Raw genomic sequence first — 20,975 nt, forward strand, 5'->3', positions numbered from 1 at the left:
CATGGCTTCTTTGTCCGCACTCTTCAAGGCCGACCTGCTCAAGACCCGGCGCACGCCCTTCCTGCTCCTTCATCTGCTGGCTCCGCTCCTCGCGGCTGCGGTCTTCCTGGCCTATTACTCCTACTCGCCGTGGAGCGCTGCCGACAAGGTGCAGGCGTATCTTCAAGTACTGGGCTGCGCGATGCCCACCCTGATTGCCCTGATCTGTTCCATGATGGCCGAGCAGGAGGCGGCGGGGCAGTTTCAGGGGATGCTGGCGCTTCCTGCCCTGCGGATCAAGGTCTATGCCAGCAAGCTGCTGCTGCTGCTGGTCTATGGTCTCGGCGCTGTCCTGGCAGCCGTCGCCTTGTTCGGCATCGGGTTTCGCGAGCTGCTGGGAGAGGACAGCCTGGGAATGGCCTTTTACTGGAGCGGGGCCGGTCTTCTGTTCGGGTGCAATATGTTTCTCTATCTGCTGCACAGCTACATCAGCCTGCGGCTCGGCCGCGGACCGTCCATCGGAATCGGAATCGGAGGAAGTCTGACGGCAGCCCTGATGCTGACCGGTTTGGGCGAGGGGATTTGGCCGTATGTGCCTTTTGCCTGGGGTGTCCGCCTGATTTCGGTCTGGACGCTTCACTGGGCAGGAACTTCGCTTCCTCTTCGCGAATTGCAGGCAGATGCCGGAATTGCCGGATGTATCCTTGCAACGTTAACGGCTGCCGTCCTGTCCGGCTTCTGGTTTAATCGCTGGGAAGGGCGGACGGCTGATCGTTAGGCCAGACTGCTTAGAAACCGGGGGGAACCGTATATGACCCAAATACTCGCTGTCGACGACGAACCCGCCATCTTGGCGCTGATCGAGAGGGCTTTGAGCGCCGATGGCCATCTCGTCACCACACTCCGCGATCCGGCCCTGGTGCGCGGGCTGAATCTGGGAATCTATGACCTGATCCTGCTCGATGTAATGATGCCCGGCATTGACGGATTTACGCTATGCCGGGAGATCCGCACAGCGGTGGATTGCCCGATTCTGTTCCTGACGGCGAAGACGCTGGAGAGCGATCTGATGTACGGCCTGGGGCTGGGAGCGGACGAGTATCTTCTGAAGCCCTTCGGAATCGGGGCTCTGCGGGCACGGATCAACGCCCACCTCAGACGGGAGCGGCGGGAGCGGCGGAGGGTGCTCTGTTTGGATCACGTTCATTTCAATCTCTCGGGGAAAGAACTGTTCGTCTGCGGCCGGAAGGTGCCCCTGACTAAGAGCGAATACGAAATCTGCGAATTCCTGGCGCGGAACCGGGGACAGGTCTTCTCCAAAGAGCATATCTATGAGGCGGTCTTCGGCTTTGAGGGCGAGAGCGACAGCAGCGCCATTACAGAGCACATCAAGAACATCCGCGCCAAGCTGAACCAAGCGGACATCGAAGCCATCGGGACGGTCTGGGGGATTGGTTACAAGTGGAAGCTGTAGCAAAAGTGTCAAAGATGCGCCTGCGCACCTTTTTTCTGCAATACCTTCTCTTCCTCAGCGCGGGCACCATCCTGCTGCTCCTCCTCTTGCTGGGGTTGTTCACGGCCGCGTTCTCCTTCAATGTAGTGCTGCCCGCCAACTACGCGGAGAAGGAGATTGCCTTCGCCAAGGAGCAGCTTGCAAGCGGCAGCCTTGGGTCCGGCTTCGCGCCGAAGCTGGCGGATTATGCCGTATTTACCGCGGAAGGCAAGCGGCTGTCCGGCAGTCTGAGCGAACGGGAGGCAAGCCGCGCCTGGAAGATCGCCCGTGAGGGCAAGAGCCGGGACTCGCACTTCTATACCGCTGTTCGAAGCGGAGAGGCCTATTGGATCTTCCGGTATAGCCTGACGCCGCAGTACGATTCGCCCTGGCTGCGCAGTCACCTGCCGAATCCGCAGCTTCTGGGCATTCTGCTCTTCATCCTCGGGATTCTGCTGCTGGCCGCCGTTCTCGCGGCCCGGTTCGGCCGGAAGCTGACGCAGAAGATGGCCGGTCTCCAGGAAGCTACGGATCATATTCGGCGCGAGAATCTGGAGTTCTCCGCGAAGCCGAGCGGCATCCGGGAGATTGATGAAGTGCTGGCTTCTCTGGAGCAGATGAAGGACGCTCTGCGCGCTTCCTTGACCCGGCAGTGGGAGCTGGAGCGTACCCGGCGCGAGCAGATCTCCGCGCTGGCGCACGACATCAAGACCCCGCTGACGATCATCCGGGGCAATGCAGAGCTGCTGCAGGAGATGACCCGGGACGAGGTTCAGCGGGAATGCAACGGGTACATCCTGAAGAGCGCGGAGGACATCGAAGCCTTCGTGCAGGAGGTCATCGATTTGTCCGGCATGCAGTCCACCGCCGTACAGAGAACGGCGCCGGTACGTCTTCGGGACTTCCTTGAAGAGCTGGAGAACCCGCTGCGGGCTCTGTGCGCGGGCAAGAACATGGCAGCGCAGGTTCGTGTTCAGGAGGCGCTGCCCGAGCGCATTCCGATGAATAAGGACCTGCTTCTGCGGGGCATCGTCAATGTGATCGCCAATGCCGTCGAGCACACCCCTTCGCAGGGGAGCGTAACCCTGGAGGTCCGAAGCGATGGGGCCGCCGTATTCTTCACCGTTACGGATACCGGCTGCGGCTTCTCCCCGGCCGAATTGCGGGAAGCCGCAGCGCAGTTCTATATGGGCGACCGGAGCCGGGCGTCCGGCCGCCACCACGGCATGGGCCTCAGCATCACGGAATCCGCCGCGCAGCAGCACGGAGGGAAGCTGTTGCTTGAGAATACCCCTGCCGGCGGGGCGAAGGTGACCGTGAGCGTGGCGGTTGGAGCGGTGAATAAGACGAATACCAGTTCCCCGCCCCCGCGCCCGGGCAGCTAGGATAGGCTGCATTCCATCAGGCTGCCGGGTTGGCAGCCCATAGCCGGACATAGCGAAACCCGCTGATTAAGCGGGTTTTTAATCGGTCATTTAGCGTTTACTCATCTAAGTCATTTAATCGTAACGTTATACGTCCGCAGCCAGAGGTCCACCTGGGCAAGATAGGCAAAGAGCTGCGGGCCGCTCATCAACTGGCCGAACCAGGGCAGGTTGCTGGAGGATTCGGGCGAAGCGGCGATTTCCCGGATCTGGGCGGCATCGACAAGCTGCAGCAGAGGGGAAGACGGATCGTCGAGCACCGCCAAGGCCCGGCTCCGTACGGCGCTTAAATAATTGGGATTATGCGTCTTGGGGTAAGGGCTCTTCTTCCGGTAGAGGACGTCGTCAGGCAGGATGCCTTCGAGCGCTTTGCGCAGAATGCCTTTCTCCCGGCCTCCGACCGTCTTGATTTCCCAGGGAATATTGAATACATACTGAACGAGCCGGTGGTCGCAGTAAGGAACGCGGACTTCCAGGCCAACGCCCATGCTCATCCGGTCCTTGCGGTCGAGAAGCGTCGGCATGAACCGGGTGATGTTGAGGTAGGACATGACGCGCATCTGCGCCTGCTTGGGGTTCTCTCCGGCAAGCTTCGGTACCTCGGCGACGGCATCGCTGTAGCGGTCGCCGAGATATTCCAGCGGCCGAATCCACTCCCGCAGTTCCGGCGAGAGCAGGCTCTCGCGCATCTTCGGAGCGACCGACCAGGGAAAAGTGCCGGAATTCAGCGCTTCTTCCCGGTGAAACCACGGATAGCCGCCGAAGATTTCGTCGGCCGCTTCGCCGGAGATGGCAACGGTGGCGTCCTTCTTGATCTCGCGGCAGAACAGATACAGCGAGGAGTCGACGTCCGTCATGCCGGGCAGATCGCGCGCGTAGAGCGCGCTGTCCAGCGCCTGCACCAGCTCGGGGGTGTCGAATGCGACATTATGATGGTTCGTTCCGAGCTCTTCGACCATTCGCTTGATCCAGGGGCCGTCCGCGCCGGGCTGGAAGGCATGGCTGCGGAAATGCTTGTCGTTATCGACGTAATCGACGGAATACGTATCGATCATGCCCTGGCCGGTGCGCTTGTAGTAGGCGACGGCCAGCGCCGAGAGCGCGCTCGAATCCAGCCCGCCGGAGAGCAGCGTGCAGACCGGGACATCGGAGACAAGCTGGCGTTCCAGCGTGTCGATCAGCAGTTCGCGGACACGGGCGGCCGTCTCTTCGGCGCTGTCGGTATGCACTTCGCTCTGCAGGCTCCAGTACGGGTAGAGCTTCAGACCGGAACGGCTGTAAATCATGGCATGGCCGGGCCGCAGCTCGGCGATGTCTTTGTACACGCCGTGCCCGGGCGTCCGGGCCGGTCCGACGATGAAGATTTCGGCCAGACCTTCCGGCCCGACGGCCGGCTGCACCGTGGGATGCTGAAGCAGCGCCTTCGGCTCGGAACCGAAGACGAGCGTATCCTCCGACTTGCTGTAGAAGAGCGGCTTGACGCCGAGCCGGTCTCGGGCGAAGAAGACCTGTTCCTTCGGACCGTCCCATACCGCGAACGCAAAGATGCCGTTCAGCTTATCCACACAGCCCGGGCCCCACTCCATGTAGGCATGGAGCAGCACTTCGGTATCGCAGGTCGTGCGGAAGACGTGGCCCCGGCGCTTCAGCTCGCTGCCAAGTCCGGAGGCGTTATATAATTCGCCGTTATACACAATGGCATACGTCCGGTCTTCATCGCGGGCGATCATCGGCTGGGACCCGTTCTCGGGGTCGATGACGCTCAAGCGCCGGTGACCCAGAGCCACAGGGCCGGAGATCCAGGTTCCCGCCGCGTCGGGTCCGCGATTCGCCAGGGTTTCAGTCATTTGGACAAGGAGCTGCGACTGGTTCGTCAGATCGCTGCGCCACTCGATAAATCCGGTTATTCCGCACATGACGGTTCATCCTCTCTAGGCCAATTAATACAGATATATGTACCAGGCGGTCATAAAATGTATGTCCATGGGATGCCCGAGAGAAGAGAAGCGCACGGCCTTATACGGAACGCTGCGTGGAGGAAGGCTGCGGACTCCGGCCCAGCCCCGTATCCGCCCGGCGCAGCTCGGTGCTGAGCAGGCCCGCCAGGAAGCAGAGCAGGAACAGCGCTCCGGCAATCGCATAGCATTTTGCGGTCCCGATATGATCGGCCAGAATGCCGACGGCTCCGTAGGTGACCGGGATGGAGAGGCTGAACCCCATGCTGCTGATGCTGTTCACTCTGCCGCGCAGCGGCGGAGGAATAAGAATCTGGAACAAGGTGCTCATGGGTATGACCGAGAAGGTGACTCCGAAGCCCAGCAGAAGATTGCCGAGGCACGCCAGCCAGAAGCCCGGAGCGGCGGCGATCAGCAGAGAGGCCGCGCCCTGGCAGCCGAGGCCCAGCACGAAGGCCAGCCCGGCGCGGCGCGGCGAACGGATTCCCGTGAGCAGGCCGCCGAGCAGCAGACCGGCTCCGATGCAGGCATCGAACAGTCCAAGCTCGGTTGTTCCGCCGTGGAAAGTGTTCTTAATCAGCATGGGCGGCAGCACATTGCTCGGACCGAGCGCGATATTGGTCGCCGTCCCCAGAGCGATCAGCAGCATCAGCACCTTTTGGGAGCGGAGCCATTGCCATCCTTCCCGGATTTCGGCCAACATCGAACGGGCGCCGCCCGTTCTCCGTTCCTCGGTGGTTATGTTGTAGGGGATCATTCGGATGAACAGCAGCGAGACCAGAAAGCTGGCCGAATTGATCAGGACCGCTCCGCCGTTCCCGATAACAGCAATCAGCATGCCGCCGAAGACCGTGCCGAGGATGCGCGTAATCTGCTGGGAAATAGACATCAGCGAGTTGGCCGTCATGAAATGCGCTCTGTCTGAAATGAGTTCGGGAAGCCGCGAGCTCTGCGAGGTGGCGAACAGATGAGCCAGAATGGAAAGGGCTGCGGTAATAAGATGAACATGAAAGATCCGAAGCTGTCCGGTCAGCATGAGTATCCACAGGCAAGCCGTCAAGAGCCCCTGGCCGAGATCGGCAAGCTGCATGAGACGCTGTTGGTTCCGGCGGTCCACCCAGGCTCCGATGAACAGCCCGAGCAGCATCTGGGGCAGGAACTTGGTGACCAGCACGAGTCCTACCTGCAGAGCCGACCCTGTCATGGAGTAGATCAGCCAGCTGATGACCAGGTTATAGAGCGAATCTCCGAGAAAAGAAATACTGCGCGCCGTCCACAGATGTCTGAATGGAACGTTGCTCTTCAGCAAGCCGGCATATCCGGGCTTCGTCAGCGCCGCGGTCTTCATACAGGCGCCGCCTTTCGGGAGAGAGGAACGCCGGCGTCCGCCGGGCGCAGAAAGCGGTGTCTGACGCTGTGTTCCCAGAGCTTCACCGCAAATGCGCTGTCGCCCCGTTGGCGCAGCAGCCGGGACAGGCTTGTCCCTGGCTCAAAAGCCTCCAGAAATCCAATCATCGGCTCGGGGAACGGAAACGCCGTTCCGTCCAGCCGGATAAAATATGCCGCTGCTTCCGAAGCGGCAGGCTGCGGTCCGCGGTTCATTCTGCGATTCTCGAGCGCCTCATTTACGGTTCGGGCATTCAGCGAACCTCCGGCTGCCTCGGAGTCCGAATGAACCGCCAGGACGTCCGGATCCTGCACCAAGGCGGACAATCGGGCGCCTTCTCTGCCGCGGACAATGACTCCGTTCAGAGAGAGGATGCGGTCCCGGTCCATTTCGCCCTCCCTCGCTTCCCTCAACACTTGATTGATCCGGGGGCCGAACCGCTCATGATAGAAGAGCGTATGCGGAGTATCGATGCCGCCGGTCCAGGGGCGCTCGTAGCAGGGGCCCTTCAAGGACTGCAGAGCGGAGAAAATCTGCTTGCGGGAGGATGCCGAGCTGGAGGAGTTCTCCTCGTCAATTTCTTTATAGAACAGTCTCCAGGCAATATCCTCGCCGTGGTAAGGCCTGACCTGTTCAATGCCGAAGCGTTCCGGCTCCTTGGCGACAATGGCGCCCTTCGTCAGCGTAAATTGGCCCAGCCCGCCGAATGTCCACAGCTCCCGGTTCTCTCTCAAGAAGTCGATGGAGCCCATGGCATCCTCCAGCTTCTCGGTCGGAAAGCCCGTAAAGCCCATAATCTGCACCCCGATTCCGGCTTCGGAGAAGATCCGGATCGTATCCTGGAGACGGTCTGCCTTTGTTCCTTTGTTGATCAGGTTCAGAATGCGCTGATTGCCGGACTCGAATCCGACGGATACCGCGACGCAGCCGCTCTGCCGCAGCAGCCTGCATTTGTCCGGGGTCCAGTATTCCTCAAGCCGGATTTCGGCGCTCCAGATCAGCTTCAGTCCTTCTTCCACAATCCGTTCGGCCAGCCGAAGCAGCAGACTCGGCGCCAGCACATCGACAGAGAAATAGATGTAGGGGTAGCTCTTCGTAATCTCGCGAAGATCGCGCATGATGAGATCGGCGTTCAGCTGCCGCCATGCGCTCGTCGGAGAATCAAAGTTGAGCCCATAATCGCAGAACGTGCATTTATTCCAGTAGCAGCCGCGGGAAGGGGAGTAGTAGACGAAGGGGAACGGAGACAAATATTGGTTCCAGGGCAGCTGACTGTAATCGGGAACGGAGAGCTGCTCCAGCCGCTCGTAGGCGATATGAACGTTCTGCGGCGGGACAGACTGCGGAAGCCGGGGGTTCAGGATCACGTTGTCGATCGGGGACAGCGTTCCCCCGGCCTCCAGCATGTTCAGAATCCCGACAAATGCGGTTTCGCCCTCGCCCAGAATGCAGGCGTCGGCATTGTCAAATATATCAAAGAACGCATTGCGGTCGTTTATATGCTTCCAGTGATCGGACACCGCCGTTCCTCCCAGTACAACGGTAATGTCCGGTACACTTGCTTTTAGAATTTGGGCCAGCTTGAGGGCAAAAGGAATCTGCGCGACATAAGTCACGCTGATGCCGGCCAGCCGGTAGTGTCCCTGCCTGAATGCAGGCGCCAGCACCTCATGAAAGTAGCGGTGATAAGGAGCTGTAATCCGGTTGATGACCTCCGCATTCATCAGGTCTCCCGAATGGAACAGGTTGTACAGCCAGTGGCTGCGAAGCGAGAAACCGTTGAACTGGCCGGGAAATCCGAGCATCGACAGCGCGTCCATCCAGAGCATGACGGCCTCCACCGCATAGGAATACTGCGTATAATCGAAGAAGCGTTCTCGGTCTCTCAGGATGCCGATGGCTTCGGGAAGCATGTCTTCAAAAGGGAAAGAGGCGGTCTTCAGGCCGTAGAACAGCTCTAGCTCTTCGGCAGCTGAACGGTTGACGGAGCCGGACAGCGTCCCGACGCGTTCCCGGATATGCTCCATGCTCTCCCGGATGTGCAACGGCTCGGCGGTATGCAGCCAGGCCTCGATATTGGCGTCCACGATGTCGATATCCGTATATCCGAAGCTGCGGGCGTAGCTCTCCAAGTAGCACAGACTGTGGTAGCCGGAGGTCGGATCGCTGACGGGCGGATACAGCAGCAGCGTTTTGGGCAAGACAATCCCCTCCCTGATTGGAAAATACCTCCCCGTAAACGGGGAGGCGAGATGTGCGGGTCCAGATCACTACTATTGGATAATGACAATGTTGGAAGGGGGCGCCGGCTGCACTTCGCGCTCTTCGGTTACCTCCAGGATATGTGTCAGCATCTCCAGTTCTTCGCGGCTCATCGTATCACCTCCAAAATGTATAATTAATCCAATTCTATCTTTCCTGTTCTTGAGCTTGTATGAGAATCCGCACATTTTCCGAATAGATTGGAATAAATTAGCGCATGATGGTTATTGGACTCACCAAGCATAAAATGAGCGTGCTTAGCCTAAGAATAGAAGAGGACCCTGACAGGCAAGGAGGAAGATAACGTTGTATTACATTAAAGACGCCAAAATCCGCAGAATGCTGGATTACGACGGAGCGCCTTGCGCGGAAGTAGGCGTTCTCCCGGGAGCGGCCGGCGATCCGGCGCTGCTGGTGTACATTGTGGAAGACCGCCGCGAGGACGGCTTCGAGATTATCCGGATTCTGACCAATGACGCCGCTCTGGATACCGATTGGTACGACAACAACATGCACGACGCCTTTGTCGATGTGACAGCCAGCGCTTTTACAGGAAGTCCAATCATGACGCCCGAGGAAGAGCGTTCCAAGTTCCAGCGTGAGCTGTTGATCTTCGGCGATTTGAAAAAACAGCTTGGCGAACATTTCCGCAGCTATCCGTAACGCGAAGCGTGCCGCGGCGGGGACAGCCGTTCCCGCCGATTCTTTTGCCCGCCCGAGGCTTGAAAGTAAGCGCCATTCCGTTATATAATAATAACGCCTGCGGCAATACATACCTGTGTCCCAGTAGCTCAGTTGGATAGAGCATACGCCTTCTAAGCGTACGGTCGGGGGTTCGAATCCCTCCTGGGACGTAGACAAGAAGCCTTCCTTCGGGAAGGCTTCTTTGCGTTGTCTGAGGGATTAGTTCGGGAAAGAGCGGAACGGGCGGCTGTCTACAGTCGTTCGGGTGCAGGCAAGCCGATAACCTCGAGCGCATCTTTGAGCGTAGCGGCAAAACGTGCGGTAAGCCACAGCCGATATCTTGCTGTCGCCGATTCTGCTCTCAGGATCGGGCAAGCCGTGTAGAACTGATTGAAATGGGTCGCCAACTGATAAGCATAAGAACAGAGCATCTGCGGGGCCAGCGCGGCGGACGCACGTTCCAGCGCATCCGGCCATCCTGCGATAGAGCGTATCAGCAGGCGCTCGGCTTGCTCCGGTTCTTCAGGCATGGATTCGGGAGGCTCCATAGGATTCGGGGAGCTGATAGGCTGACCCTTGGACAGCACATTGGAAGCGCGGGCATGGGCGTACATCAGATAAACCCCTGTGTTGCCTGCCATTTCTGTCGCCTGCTTCATGTCGAACACAATCTCTGTATCGAGGCTGAAGCGAAGCAGATAATAACGGATTGCGGCTGCGGCGATCGTGCGGGAAGAAAGTCCCTCCCCGGAGCCCCGGCTATCCGGAAGCGCCGACTCCATCCGGTCCAGCAGTTCGCTGATCTTGATGCCGATCCCTTGACGGCCGGACATCACGTAGGAGGATCGTCCGTCCGATATGTCGATCCCGAGTTCCGCTGCCGTAGCCGGGCTCAGCGATACCACCCCGTAAGAAGCGTGGTGCAGGCGCTCGGCCTGACTCCCGTAACCCATGGCTTGGAGCGCCCCGCGTATTACCTGCTGCGGATATTCCTGCCGCACGTCGATGACATTAACAACCGCATCAGCCTTGCCGAATAGACCCGGCTCACCTGAAGGATCTGTAGAAGACACGCCTCCAACGAATTCCGAGTACCGGAGTTCATGGTCCAGCAGGCCGAATTTCCACAGATGATAAGCGATATCTTTGGCCGTATAGGTCAAAATTCCGTTAGAACGGACCAGAACCTTATCTGTCAGATGCGGACTGCATGCAGCAGAGGCGCTTTCGTCCCCAACCCTAAGAACCCAGCAGCCGGCTTGCGGTCCTTCACGTTCAAGAACAAACTTCGAAGTCTTCTTCAGCTGCTTGAATGCGGCGTCCCACAGGCCCTCGCGCACAATGGCGCTCTCCCAGACGAGCACATCATAGCGGATGCCAAACCTCTTCATCTCAGCCAAATGTTCACGGATAATCTTCTCGGCGACCAGCGCACCGAACCAGGCGGTGTTATTGTCTCCTGCTTCCAGATCGTGCAGAATCTCGGAACGTCTGTTCAGCAGTTCGGGATGCTGCTCATAGGTCTGATTGATTGCGGCATAGAGGTTCCAGCAGAAATCGCCGAACCGGGATTGGGGACTATCCAGTGGAATTTCCATTAGTCCCACGACCGTGTCGGCAAGCTGGTTGCCCAGGTCGTCAACATAATAATGAACCTCGACCTCACTCCCGGTCCGGCGCAGAAGCCGGGCAAGCGTGTCTCCGATGCAGGAATTTCGCAAATGACCGATATGCATGGATTTATTCGGGTTCACACTGGTGTGCTCCACGATAGTTTTGCCGGCCCGGCCTGAAAACACGGAGGACGGAGCCCGGCGAGCCCATGCCTTCCAATCTATATATACGTTCAGGAAGCCGGGAGAAGCGATCTCAATTCGATCAATGAGCGGAAGGATTTGTTTCGTTCCCCATAAGCCTTCGCATTCTGCCTTAATCAGCGCCGCGAGCTCCATCGGAGGTCTGCGCAGCTTCCCGGCCAGCTGCATGGCGATGTTGCTGGAATAATCTCCGTGCAGCGGGTTGGCGGGCTGTTCCATCCGCACCGCAATATCCAGACCATCCAGACGGTTCAGGCGGCGAAGCGCCTGCTCCGTCCCTGTTTGAATAACAGCCTCGATCTCTTGTCTCTGCATTCCTGATTCCTCCCGAAATAGAAAAGTCCCCGTCTCTGATAAGAGACGAGGACGGGGCTCGCGGTACCACTCTACTTGCAGGCGAAGAGGCCTGCCGCTTCCCAGATAACGGTCTGCTGCCGGGGTCATCTACTTGGGCATCCGGCGTAGCGCCGTCTCCGCTGTTCAATAGCCCGCCTCCCGGGTGCGCTTCGCCGCACGGATCGTACCGGTTCACACCTGCTCCGGCTCGCTGGGACTGATCCTGCTTCCACGGTTACTCTCCCGATCATCAGCTTGAATATAATTATGTATCAGTATAGCGGAATTTCCGGATCATGCAAGGCCGGCATCCATGCCGAACGCTTCACGAAATCATAGAATAGGGCAAGCCGTTTATCGGAAGCGGCGGAAATCGGAGGTGATTTCAAGTGCCGGAGTATTCAACGGGTCCGATCGACAACCCGCTGACAGACGCGTCCCGCACCACCGCGCAGCTGACGGTTCGCCTGCTCAATGCCCACCCGTCAGCCGCAGCGGGCGTCCTGATCGAGGGGTATATCCTCGGACCGACCCATACGCTTTACGTCAGCGAATACATTGCACTGGCTCCGAACCAGGCGAGTGTGCGCACGTACTACGCCAATTTCGACGGACTGGAATACCGGTTCACGGTGAATGAGGAAGCCGGGGACCGGGTGCGGATTTTTGCCGGAGGTATCGGCCCGGACGGGGGATTAAATGCGGTGCATCGGGTGCTGGTCCGTGAACTGCGGGCAAACGGATAAGCGTCCTATACGAACAAGAAAGCGGGGAGAAAATATGGCACTCTATTCGACGGGACCTATTGAGAACGGGGCCAATGCCCTTACCGGGCTGAGACCAACGCAGCAGGTAACCGTCCGTATGGATAACAGCGACGGGCTGGAGACGCTGACTACGCATGTGCGAGGGTATTATATAACCGGCGTTCGCGTGCTCTATGTGGACGAACTGGTGGCTGCCCCGCCGGGGGGATCGGTGACCCGGACCTATTATGCCAATCTGGACGCACTGGAGTTCGAATTCGAGACAACGGCGGGAGCGGCCGGGGCAGATCCGGTCAAAATTTCGTTCTGGGGCAAAAATTCAGGCGGGCAGCTGGTCGATGCCCATCGGCTGGTAGCCGGCGAACTATTTAGCGATTATGGCATCACGGGCCCGGCCGGCCCGACTGGTCCGACCGGAGCGACGGGGGCTCCGGGAGATGTCGGCCCGACAGGCGCAACGGGCCCGACCGGCCCGACGGGGGCGACTGGAGATGTCGGCCCGGCAGGCGCAACAGGCCCGACGGGTCCAACCGGCGTGACCGGAGACATTGGCCCGGCAGGCGCAACGGGCCCGACCGGACCGACGGGGGCGACGGGAGATGTCGGTCCGGCAGGCGCAACGGGCCCGACTGGCCCGACCGGCCCGACGGGGGCGACCGGAGACATTGGCCCGGCAGGCCCGACGGGTCCAACCGGCGCGACCGGTCTCGAAGGCGATACCGGCCCGACCGGCCCGACCGGTCCGACCGGTCCGACGGGAGATACCGGTCCTGCCGGTCCGGCCGGAGCTACAGGGATTCCCGGAGACGGAGCGGTCATCCCGTTTGCTTCAGGGCTGCCGACGGCTCTGACCACGGTGCTCGGAGGACTGCTGAATACCTCCAGTCTGGTCGGCTTCGGAAGCAATGTTACCGGCATTTCTACGGCGGGGGGCGTCATTGATTTGACCGGAGCGGGCGGAACGCTGCTCAACTTCGCTTTTTCCGTTCCGCGGGACGGTACGGTCACCTCGCTCGCCGCTTATTTCAGCACGACGGCAAGCCTGGCTCTGGTGGGCAGCACAGTCACGATTACCGCCCAGCTCTACCGGTCCGGGGTTCCGGACAACACCTTTACGGCTGTGCCGGGCGCTGTTGTAACGCTGACGCCTCCTCTGACCGGAATCGTGGGCACAGGCAGCATTTCCAGCGGAGTGACCAGCGGACTTAGCATTCCGGTGACCGCCGGGGAGCGTCTGCTGCTTGTATTCAGCGCCAATGTTACCGCCGGACTGGATGTGGCTTCGACAGTCGCCGGATATGCAAGCGCCGGCCTCTCGATCTCCTAGCGAAAGACGGGACTGCCATGCCAACTATAAGTCTGTGCATGATTGTCCGGGACGAGGAGAAGGCGCTGGCTCGCTGCCTCTCTTCCGTTCTGGGGGTTGCCGACGAGATGATTGTGGTCGATACGGGCTCCGAGGACCGTACGAAGGAAGTGGCGGCCCGCTTCGGCGCCCGCGTCTGCACCTTTGAATGGAGGGACGATTTTGCCGCTGCGCGGAATTATGCCTTCAGTCTCGCATCCTGCGAGTATCTGTTCTGGCTGGATGCCGACGATATTCTGAAAGAGCGGGACCGGGAGCGCATGATGGAGCTGAAGGCCGCGCTTCCTCCCGGCTGCCGCCGCGTAACCATGCCCTATCATCTGGCCTTCGACAGCAGCGGAAATGTCGTCTACAGTCTGCGCCGCAACCGGCTGGTCCGGCGGGAATGCGGATTTCAGTGGATCGGAGCGGTCCATGAGTATCTGGCGGCGGACGGACCGGGACTGGACAGCGAAGTGTGCGTCACCCATCTCAAGGAGAAGGGCCACTCCGACCGCAATCTCCGCATCTACCGGGAACGGGCGGAGCGGGGCGAAGCTTTTACTCCGAGAGATGTCTACTATTACGCCAATGAGCTGAGGGATCACGGACAGTGGAGGGAAGCGGCCGGACAGTATGAGCGTTTTCTTGACGGCGGCCAGGGATGGGTGGAGGACAATATCCAGGCGGGTCTGAAGCTTGCGGAATGCCGGATGAAGCTCGATGACCGACCGGGCGGATTTCGGGCGTTGTGCGGGACGCTGCTTCACGATGTCCCCCGCCCGGAGAACTGCTGCGCGCTTGGCCATTTTTTCTGGGAAGAACAGCGATTCGGGCAGGCCATCTACTGGTACGAACAGGCGCTGACGGCCCGGCGTCCGGAGAATGGGATGGGAATACAGAACGCGGCGGCGTCTACCTGGCTGCCTCATCTTCAGCTCTGTCTCTGCCATCACCGTCTGGGAGACCTTCGCAGGGCTCATTGGCATAATGAACAGGCGTTGGCGTATGCGCCCTCTCACCCAAGCCTGCTGCACAACCGCCGATACTTCCGGGAGAAGCTTGGACCAGACGGAGACTGTCCGGGGGAAAAGTCAGGAGGGGCCGGGAAGATTTAAGCGGACGGACAGAGGTGGAGAGGCAACGGCCCGCCCGTTTGTCTGCTCCTGCCTTCTTGCCGGGATTGGGAGAAGCTTGTACGTGTATCGCAAAAGAAGCCTTGGCGGATTGCTCCGTCAAGGCTTCTATGGCGTGCGGCGGCAGGGGATGGGCCGGCTCCTGACTTTTGCCGTCCGGCTGTCGCATCTTCTCCCCGGGACCGGTACCGCGCTGTCCGGGTTGCCGCTACAGACCGTCCCGGCATCCGTTACTCGGACTGCCCGGCCGTCCGTGCAGGGGGCTACAGCGACAGCAGGTCCCGTATTTCCTGCTCGCCAAGTGCGGCGAGATCCTCGGAGCCCGGCTGAACGAGCGCGTCGATCAGATCCCTTTTGCGCTGCTGCAGTTCGAACATCTTGTCCTCGACCGTTCCCTGGGCCAGCATGCGGATGACCTGCACCACCCGCTTCTGACCCATCCGGTGAGCGCGGCCTGCGGCCTGCTCTTCAACAGCGGGGTTCCACCACAGATCATAAAGAATGACCGTGTCGGCTCCCGTGAGATTCAGTCCGGTGCCCCCTGCCTTCAGCGAGATGAGAAAAAACTCCGATTCTCCGCGATTATAGCGCTCCGAGAGCCGGACCCGTTCCTCCGGCGGCGTCGAGCCGTCGAGATAGAAGAACGGAACAGCGCGCCGGGCCAGCTCCCGGCGGATGAGATCCAGCATCTCCGTGAACTGGGAGAAGATCAGGGCCCTTTTGCCTGCGCTTCGGCATTCCTCCACAATCTCCAGCAGCTGATCGAATTTGGCGGAACCGCCTTTATAGCCATCGACGAAGAGCGCGGGATGGCAGCAGAGCTGGCGCAGGCGGGTCAGTCCGGCCAGCACGCGGATGCGGTTGACGCCGAATTCGTCGCGCGTCAGCGCTTTGAGCGTCTCTTTCTGAAGCCGGGCCAGATAGGCGAGATAGAGCTTCTTCTGCTCGGGATACAGCACCGAGGTCTGAACGGACTCAATCCGCTCCGGCAGCTCGGTCAGCACCTCGCTGCGAAGCCGCCGGAGCAGGAACGGCCGCGCCTTGCGGGCGATAGCTTCCCGGGGCATTCCGTGATACGCCTGCTTGTCCGGGAACAGCCCCGGAAACACCGCCCCGAAGATCGACCACAGCTCCTCCTTCGCATTCTCGACCGGCGTCCCCGTCAGTCCGAAGCGGTGCGCGGCGGAGAGCTGCTTGACCGCCTGCGCCGTCTGGGTCGCAGCGTTCTTGATGAACTGGGCCTCATCCAGCAGGAGCGTGTGGAAGCGGCGTTCCCGGTACTTGCGGATGTCGCGGCGCAGCAGCGGATACGACACAATCAGCACGTCCGCGCCGTCGGCGTTGGCTAGCAACCGTTCCCGTTCCGCCGGCGAGCCGTCAATGACCGCGGCTTTCAGACCGGGAGCGAACCGGGCCAGCTCGGCCAGCCAGTTGTAGACCAGCGAAGCGGGCGCAACGACCAGCGAAGGAGGGAGCGCGCTGTCCGCATCCTTGGCGGCTCGGGCGGGTTCCCTTGCGTCGGCCCCGTTACCGCCCTTGGTATCTCCGCCCTTGCCATCCCCTTCTTCGTCCCCGCTGCTGTTCTCGGGCCGATGCTCCGACAGCAGGAAGGCGATAGCCTGGATCGTCTTCCCCAGTCCCATATCGTCGGCCAGCACGCCGCCGAACCGGTAGCGCGCCAGCGTCTTCAGCCAGCGGAAGCCGGTGCGCTGATAATCCCGGAGCACAGGCGCCAGCGAGGACGGAAGCGGATCGGCGCCGTCCTCCGGATGGCGAATCTCATGAAGCAGCCGGCGCAGCCCGGCGTCGGGCCGGACAACGGCGGCGAATTCGCCGTTCTCCTGCAAGTGTCCGGCCAGCGGCAGCAGCGCATTTACCGGCAGATGGAGCTTCGCGGCTTCCTGAAGATCGGCGGCGCGGACGCCCGCTTCATTCATGAAGGCCAGCAGGGACCGGAAGGCCTCGCCGGTCAGCGGCGCGAGAGCTCCCGACTTCAGCCGGTAGTAACGGCGCTTCTCCTCCAGCGCAGCCAGCACCTCCGCGATTTCCTGCCGGGGGATTCCCTCCAGCTCGAAGGCGCATTCCAGCCAGTCGGTCTTGTCTTCCCAGCTCATGCGGATGCGCGGGGGAGCGGAGGGAATCCGAATCCGCTCCTTGACGGCCGTTGTGGCATAGACCTCCAGCAGCGGCTCCAGCAGAGGGACGGTATCATGCAGGAAGTCGAACTCGGCCTCCTCGCCGCTCATGATAAAGCCGCTCTCCGTGCGCAGAACCGCCTCCTGGTCCATCAGCGCGAGAATCCGTTCCTCGGCTTCCGTGTCCCGCACCACAATCGGGCTCCCGTCCTGCCGCGGTTCCTGCTCCTCCAGCGGATTGAAGACATAATCGCCGTACTGGAATTCCAGCCCGGCGAGCAGCCGCTCCCGGACCCGGTCCAGGTACAGCCTAGCCCGCAGCGGCGTACGGAGAATGCGCCGGGCGAGCGAATCGTCGATCTCCACGCGTCCCAAGAGAGACAAGCCCGGCACCACCGTATCCATAAAAGCTCCCGTCTGGCTCTCTGCGATCCGGATGCCGTCCCAGCCCGCCGAGTCGTTCAGACGCATCAGGGCGGCCAGGCGCTCGGCCCCTCCGGCCGCGAGGCGGATCAGCCGCCCCCCGGCGAGAGCGCAGCCATAGGCGGGCAGGGGAATTACCTGCTCCAGCCCGTCCATTTCCAGCCGGCAGGCGGCGTCTTCCGCGTCTCCCCGCAGGCGGAAGACGAGAGGAAGCGGTCCCCCTCCCGGGCGGAAGGGTTCGGTTGTCCCGTCCGGCTGTTCCACGAAGACGGAGGGCGCCGCCGCAAGCCGGGGAAGCAAGCCCTCCCAGAGCGCCGGAGGGATCGGCAGCGAGCCGGTGTCCGGCGCAGGAAGAGCCCGGTACAGCTTCTCGTCCTGCATGACGCCGAGCAGGCCGCGGATAACTTCGTCGTCCGCGGGAGAGAAGCAGTGGCGGACCGGCTCATAGCGGAAGGAACGGGTCGGCACACAGCGCTCGCCGCGCCGGATGCGTTCAAGGAAGCCCCGGATATCCCGCACCTCCGCCGGACGCTGCGTCCCCGCGCTCATTCCGGCTGCAAGCAGGTTCTCTCCCGCCGCGCCGGGAATCCATTCAAGCCTCCATTCCACCTTCAGCTCCTGCCGGTTCTCGGCATAGACGCCCGCCCGGCTCGGACGGGGAACGGAACGGCCGAAGACCTCCATCAGCCCGCCGACGAGCAGGCGGTCGCGGTCGGCGGCATGTCCGTCCGGAGCAGAGGAGACTTCTGCGGGGGATTCCGCGGAGCCCATACCGGGGCGTCTGACCGGTTGTTCCGGCTCTCCGCCGTCCGTCTCCAGCACGGCGACGAGCAGGGCGGCAATATGGCGGCAGTAAGCGCCGCTGCGGGCATAGTCACCGCAGGTGCATTCGGCCTGCACGCTGCCGTCTTCGTCAATCTCCGCCGCGACCTCGTGGATGCCGTGTTCCTTGACGCGCCCTTCATAGCGCGTAACCGCTGGATGGGAAGAGGAGGGGGCGTCTTCCCGCTGCTCATTCCGCCGCCGCGTCAGGCGGACATTCCCTTCCTTCCATAAGCTTCTCCCGGCTGCGGCCGCCCCGGGACCGCAGAGCAGGGCAATAACCCGCTCCGGAACCGTCAGAGCGCGGCTCATGCTCTGCTCTCCGGCCGGCCCGCTGCCGGCCGAACGCCCCGCAGGTCTTCGCCGGCGGGACTTGTGTGCTTCCCGTTCATGATTCATAACCTCCGTTGAATGTGGGATGTTACCCTCCAGTATACGACGGACGGGACGCGCGCCCAAGTTCAAGACGGATTTCGGGGAAGAACCCGTCATTTTACACGGCCTTAATAAGACGCCTCCCAAGCGCCTCCGCCGCCCGGATTCCGGCTGCGAACTTCATGTTCGCTGAACATTTCCGGGCAACGGCGTTGACAATCGGATCGGACAATAAGAGAAGCAGTTATCCATGCGAAAAGGGTGAATCCACTTGAAAAAAAGTCAATGGTTGTGCGCGGCGGCCGCTTCGGCGCTGATTCTCTCCCAAGGAGCCGGAAGCGTTCATGCGGCCGGCGCCAAGACGCAGGCTGTACCCGCTGCGGCGAAGACGATGGCCGCCTTGGCCGTCAAAGAAGGAACGGTCTCCTGGACGGTGAACGGCCGGACCGTGGCTCTCCAGACCATCGACGCCGGAGGCTATAAGCTGTACGCGGCAGGACAGGTGGCGGCGGCGCTCGGCGCCAGACTGACTGCGGGCGGAAGCGGCCTTGCGGCGGTAAGCAGCGACGGCATACATACGGTAGTGCTTAAGACGGGCTCCTCAGCCTATACCGTGGACGGGCAAGCCCGCACCTTCAGCGCCGCTCCCGTATCCCACAAAGGCCGGATCTATGTTCAGCTCGGATCGCTGGTGAACGGTCTCGGCGGCGAGGTGCTGGCTTCGGAGGCGAAGCTGCTGTCTGCCGCCCGGCCGCAGGGCGAATTCGATACCCTTCGGGGAGCGGCCGACTCCGTAATCGCCACACGCGAAGATGCCACGGGCACCGAAGTGTACCGCTTCAGCCCGGTTCCGGGAAGCTACTCGCTCCTGACCGCTGACGAGCGCGCGGCCGACTTTACGGTGTCACCCGATGGCCGGTTCGGAGCTTTCACGGATGATACCGGCCAGCTCAGCCTCATTAATCTGGCGACCGGCGCCATCTCTCCGGCCGGGACGGATACCAGCGTCAAGACGGATCTGTTCTGGTCGGCGGACGGCAGCCGCATCTATGTCATCCAGGGCGACAAGCAGGAGAAGCTGGCAGCGGTGGACGCTTCGACCGGCGCCCTGACTGAGCTTCTTGCCGACAAGGTGGAGAACAAGTCGGAGCTGCGGGTATCGGCGGACGGAACGAGAGCGGTCTACATCGTCAACCTTACGGGTACCGCCAAGAACGACGCCGACAGCACGGAAGCTTCGCTGACCATCGATTACAGCCAGGCCGGCGAGCAGCTCTACAGCCTGGACCTGACGAAGAAGGACGCGAAGCCGGTGCAGCTTACCAACACGCCGGACAACAAGCTCTTCCCCGAGCTTCTGGCGGACGGAAGCGTCGTCTATCTGAGCGCGGATGCCGAAGGCAGCGATCCCAATGTGCTGAAACGGATCAAGCCCGGGGGAGCCGCCGAGGCGGTGCGTCTGGATATGGAGCCTTCCTGGATGGCGGGCTACGGCGGCGGGCTGATCGTGTCCGGCACGGCAGCGGACGGAACCTCCCGCATTTATACGGTTACAGCGGGCGGAACCGCCTCCGAACTGCTGCGAACCTCGAAGAGCATCGACGAAGTGGCCGTATCCCCGGGAGGCGGCGTATCGCTGGTGAGCGGCGGCAAGCTCTGGTTCGTACAGAACGGCAAAGCCGTGCAGCTGACCCGTTAACTTTCAATTATTCGACATTATACCGGCAAGAAGCCGAAAGGAGAATTCATCCATGAATCTGTTCAAAAAGCTCACCGTTACGGCCCTGACCGCCGTAATCACCGTTACCGCTTCCCTGGCCGGCTCGGCCATGGCGGCCGACAGCCTCAAGGGCAAAATCACCATCAACGGTTCGACCGCCCTGCTGCCGCTGACGCTTCAGGCCGCCAAAGAATTTCAGAAGCTCCATCCGAAGGTCAAGATTGCGGCTTCCGGCAAAGGCTCGGTAACCGGCCCGCAGGCCGTCAAGAAGGGCATCGCCGACATCGGAGCCTGCGACTGGGATGCCAGCATGGATGTGCCGGGCTTCAAGGCGTTCGACGGACAGGTGGCGAACAAAGTCGCAGTCATCCCGTTTGCAACGATCGTCAACAAGAGTGTTGGCGTGGACAATCTGACGACCGAGCAGCTTAAAGGCATTTACGCCGGCAAAATCACCAACTGGAAAGAGGTCGGAGGCTCCGACGCCGACATCGTTGTGGTCACCCGGGCCTTCGGCTCCGGCACCCGCGTCAACTACCAGGCCAAGGCGCTGGGCGGCGGCGACATCGTCAAGAAAGACAAGAATTACAAAGAAGTCGGCTCGAGCGGCGACATGAAGACCGCCATTGCCACCACTCCGAATGCCATCGGCTACATCGACCTCGTCTATGTAACGGGAAGCGACATCAAGGCCGTCAAGTTCAACGGCGTTGCCGCCACGGCGGACAATGTCATCAACGGCAGCTACAAGATCTGGGCATACGGCTACTATATGACCCAAGGTCAGCCGACCGGTGCTGCCAAGGCGTTCATCGAATACGTGCAGAGCGGCAAATTCCAGAACGGCTCCCTGAAGAAGCTGAAATTCATTCCGATCTCGGCCATGAAATAAGGGTATTCCGGGACCCATACATCA

At 61.1% G+C, this 20,975-nt stretch carries 14 protein-coding genes and 1 tRNA gene; 10 read left to right on the forward strand and 5 right to left on the reverse strand.

The annotated features are described in order from the left end of the window. The first annotated feature begins 1 nt into the window (after position 1). From RBI05_RS12855 to RBI05_RS12865, 3 genes are read left to right on the forward strand one after another with little or no spacing between them, the layout of a single operon-like run. Entirely contained in the window at positions 2-757 is a 756-nt protein-coding gene (locus RBI05_RS12855; protein WP_310551391.1) for a lantibiotic immunity ABC transporter MutG family permease subunit, read from the forward strand. Between the two features lie 33 nt (positions 758-790). Continuing rightward, positions 791-1,453 (forward strand): response regulator transcription factor, encoded by a 663-nt coding sequence (locus RBI05_RS12860; protein ID WP_310551392.1) that lies wholly within the window; start codon positions 791-793, stop codon positions 1,451-1,453. A 14-nt stretch (positions 1,454-1,467) separates the two neighbouring features. Beyond that, positions 1,468-2,856 carry a HAMP domain-containing sensor histidine kinase gene (locus tag RBI05_RS12865; RefSeq protein WP_310551440.1) on the forward strand — a complete coding sequence of 463 codons (1,389 nt, stop codon included), beginning with the start codon at positions 1,468-1,470 and terminating at the stop codon, positions 2,854-2,856. A 110-nt stretch (positions 2,857-2,966) separates the two neighbouring features. Here RBI05_RS12865 and asnB read toward each other — a convergent pair whose 3' ends face one another. The 3 genes from asnB to RBI05_RS12880 all read right to left on the reverse strand — a co-directional run bounded on the left by asnB (position 2,967) and on the right by RBI05_RS12880 (position 8,438). Next, entirely contained in the window at positions 2,967-4,811 is a 1,845-nt protein-coding gene (gene asnB / locus RBI05_RS12870; RefSeq protein ID WP_310551393.1) for an asparagine synthase (glutamine-hydrolyzing), read from the reverse strand. 100 nt (positions 4,812-4,911) lie between these two features. Next, complete coding sequence (locus RBI05_RS12875) at positions 4,912-6,198, reverse strand: MFS transporter (RefSeq protein WP_310551394.1); 1,287 nt, start codon at positions 6,196-6,198, stop codon at positions 4,912-4,914. Next, a complete protein-coding gene (locus RBI05_RS12880) occupies positions 6,195-8,438 on the reverse strand; it encodes a B12-binding domain-containing radical SAM protein (RefSeq protein ID WP_310551395.1) in 2,244 nt (747 codons plus the stop codon). Before RBI05_RS12880 ends, RBI05_RS12875 begins: the two co-directional genes overlap by 4 nt. Before the next feature lie 367 nt (positions 8,439-8,805). On the opposite strand from RBI05_RS12880, the gene RBI05_RS12885 reads away from it, so the two are divergent. Further along, the gene (locus tag RBI05_RS12885) at positions 8,806-9,162 is read left to right on the forward strand and encodes a hypothetical protein (RefSeq protein WP_150458995.1); all 357 of its coding nucleotides are present in this window, start codon (positions 8,806-8,808) and stop codon (positions 9,160-9,162) included. Positions 9,163-9,279: 117 nt separating this feature from the next. After that, positions 9,280-9,353, forward strand: a tRNA-Arg gene (locus tag RBI05_RS12890). A gap of 81 nt (positions 9,354-9,434) precedes the next feature. Here RBI05_RS12890 and RBI05_RS12895 read toward each other — a convergent pair. Further along, positions 9,435-11,315 carry an arginine--tRNA ligase gene (locus RBI05_RS12895; RefSeq protein ID WP_310551396.1) on the reverse strand — a complete coding sequence of 627 codons (1,881 nt, stop codon included), beginning with the start codon at positions 11,313-11,315 and terminating at the stop codon, positions 9,435-9,437. A gap of 410 nt (positions 11,316-11,725) precedes the next feature. Between RBI05_RS12895 and RBI05_RS12900 the strand changes: the two genes are divergently transcribed. The 3 genes from RBI05_RS12900 to RBI05_RS12910 are packed head-to-tail and all read left to right on the forward strand — an operon-like array spanning position 11,726 to position 14,566. Then, entirely contained in the window at positions 11,726-12,082 is a 357-nt protein-coding gene (locus tag RBI05_RS12900) for a hypothetical protein (RefSeq protein WP_310551397.1), read from the forward strand. A 34-nt stretch (positions 12,083-12,116) separates the two neighbouring features. After that, positions 12,117-13,430 carry an exosporium glycoprotein BclB-related protein gene (locus RBI05_RS12905; RefSeq protein ID WP_310551398.1) on the forward strand — a complete coding sequence of 438 codons (1,314 nt, stop codon included), beginning with the start codon at positions 12,117-12,119 and terminating at the stop codon, positions 13,428-13,430. Between the two features lie 17 nt (positions 13,431-13,447). Then, on the forward strand, positions 13,448-14,566 hold the full coding sequence (locus RBI05_RS12910) for a glycosyltransferase family 2 protein (protein WP_310551399.1): 1,119 nt from the start codon (positions 13,448-13,450) through the stop codon (positions 14,564-14,566). A gap of 281 nt (positions 14,567-14,847) precedes the next feature. Here the strand turns inward: RBI05_RS12910 and RBI05_RS12915 are convergent, their stop codons facing one another. Next, positions 14,848-18,363 carry a DEAD/DEAH box helicase gene (locus tag RBI05_RS12915; protein ID WP_310551400.1) on the reverse strand — a complete coding sequence of 1,172 codons (3,516 nt, stop codon included), beginning with the start codon at positions 18,361-18,363 and terminating at the stop codon, positions 14,848-14,850. Positions 18,364-18,610: 247 nt separating this feature from the next. On the opposite strand from RBI05_RS12915, the gene RBI05_RS12920 reads away from it, so the two are divergent. Together RBI05_RS12920 and RBI05_RS12925 are read left to right on the forward strand one after the other, a co-directional pair. Next, positions 18,611-20,038, forward strand: coding sequence for an LpqB family beta-propeller domain-containing protein (locus tag RBI05_RS12920; protein ID WP_310551401.1), 1,428 nt, complete (start codon positions 18,611-18,613; stop codon positions 20,036-20,038). Between the two features lie 52 nt (positions 20,039-20,090). Next, positions 20,091-20,951 (forward strand): phosphate ABC transporter substrate-binding protein, encoded by an 861-nt coding sequence (locus RBI05_RS12925; RefSeq protein ID WP_150459001.1) that lies wholly within the window; start codon positions 20,091-20,093, stop codon positions 20,949-20,951. Positions 20,952-20,975 lie beyond the last annotated feature (24 nt).

This window comes from Paenibacillus glufosinatiresistens, from assembly GCF_031470375.1.
GTDB lineage: Bacteria > Bacillota > Bacilli > Paenibacillales > Paenibacillaceae > Paenibacillus_AQ > Paenibacillus_AQ glufosinatiresistens.

Excerpts from the sequence above, each read along its gene's own strand:
- RBI05_RS12905 (WP_310551398.1), top strand. The coding sequence starts at position 12,117 with ATGGCACTCTATTCGACGGGACCTATTGAGAACGGGGCCAATGCCCTT.
- RBI05_RS12925 (WP_150459001.1), top strand. The coding sequence starts at position 20,091 with ATGAATCTGTTCAAAAAGCTCACCGTTACGGCCCTGACCGCCGTAATC.
- RBI05_RS12910 (WP_310551399.1), top strand. The coding sequence starts at position 13,448 with ATGCCAACTATAAGTCTGTGCATGATTGTCCGGGACGAGGAGAAGGCG.
- asnB (WP_310551393.1), bottom strand. The coding sequence starts at position 4,811 with ATGTGCGGAATAACCGGATTTATCGAGTGGCGCAGCGATCTGACGAAC.
- RBI05_RS12915 (WP_310551400.1), bottom strand. The coding sequence starts at position 18,363 with ATGAATCATGAACGGGAAGCACACAAGTCCCGCCGGCGAAGACCTGCG.
- RBI05_RS12875 (WP_310551394.1), bottom strand. The coding sequence starts at position 6,198 with ATGAAGACCGCGGCGCTGACGAAGCCCGGATATGCCGGCTTGCTGAAG.
- RBI05_RS12895 (WP_310551396.1), bottom strand. The coding sequence starts at position 11,315 with ATGCAGAGACAAGAGATCGAGGCTGTTATTCAAACAGGGACGGAGCAG.
- RBI05_RS12860 (WP_310551392.1), top strand. The coding sequence starts at position 791 with ATGACCCAAATACTCGCTGTCGACGACGAACCCGCCATCTTGGCGCTG.
- RBI05_RS12865 (WP_310551440.1), top strand. The coding sequence starts at position 1,468 with ATGCGCCTGCGCACCTTTTTTCTGCAATACCTTCTCTTCCTCAGCGCG.
- RBI05_RS12855 (WP_310551391.1), top strand. The coding sequence starts at position 2 with ATGGCTTCTTTGTCCGCACTCTTCAAGGCCGACCTGCTCAAGACCCGG.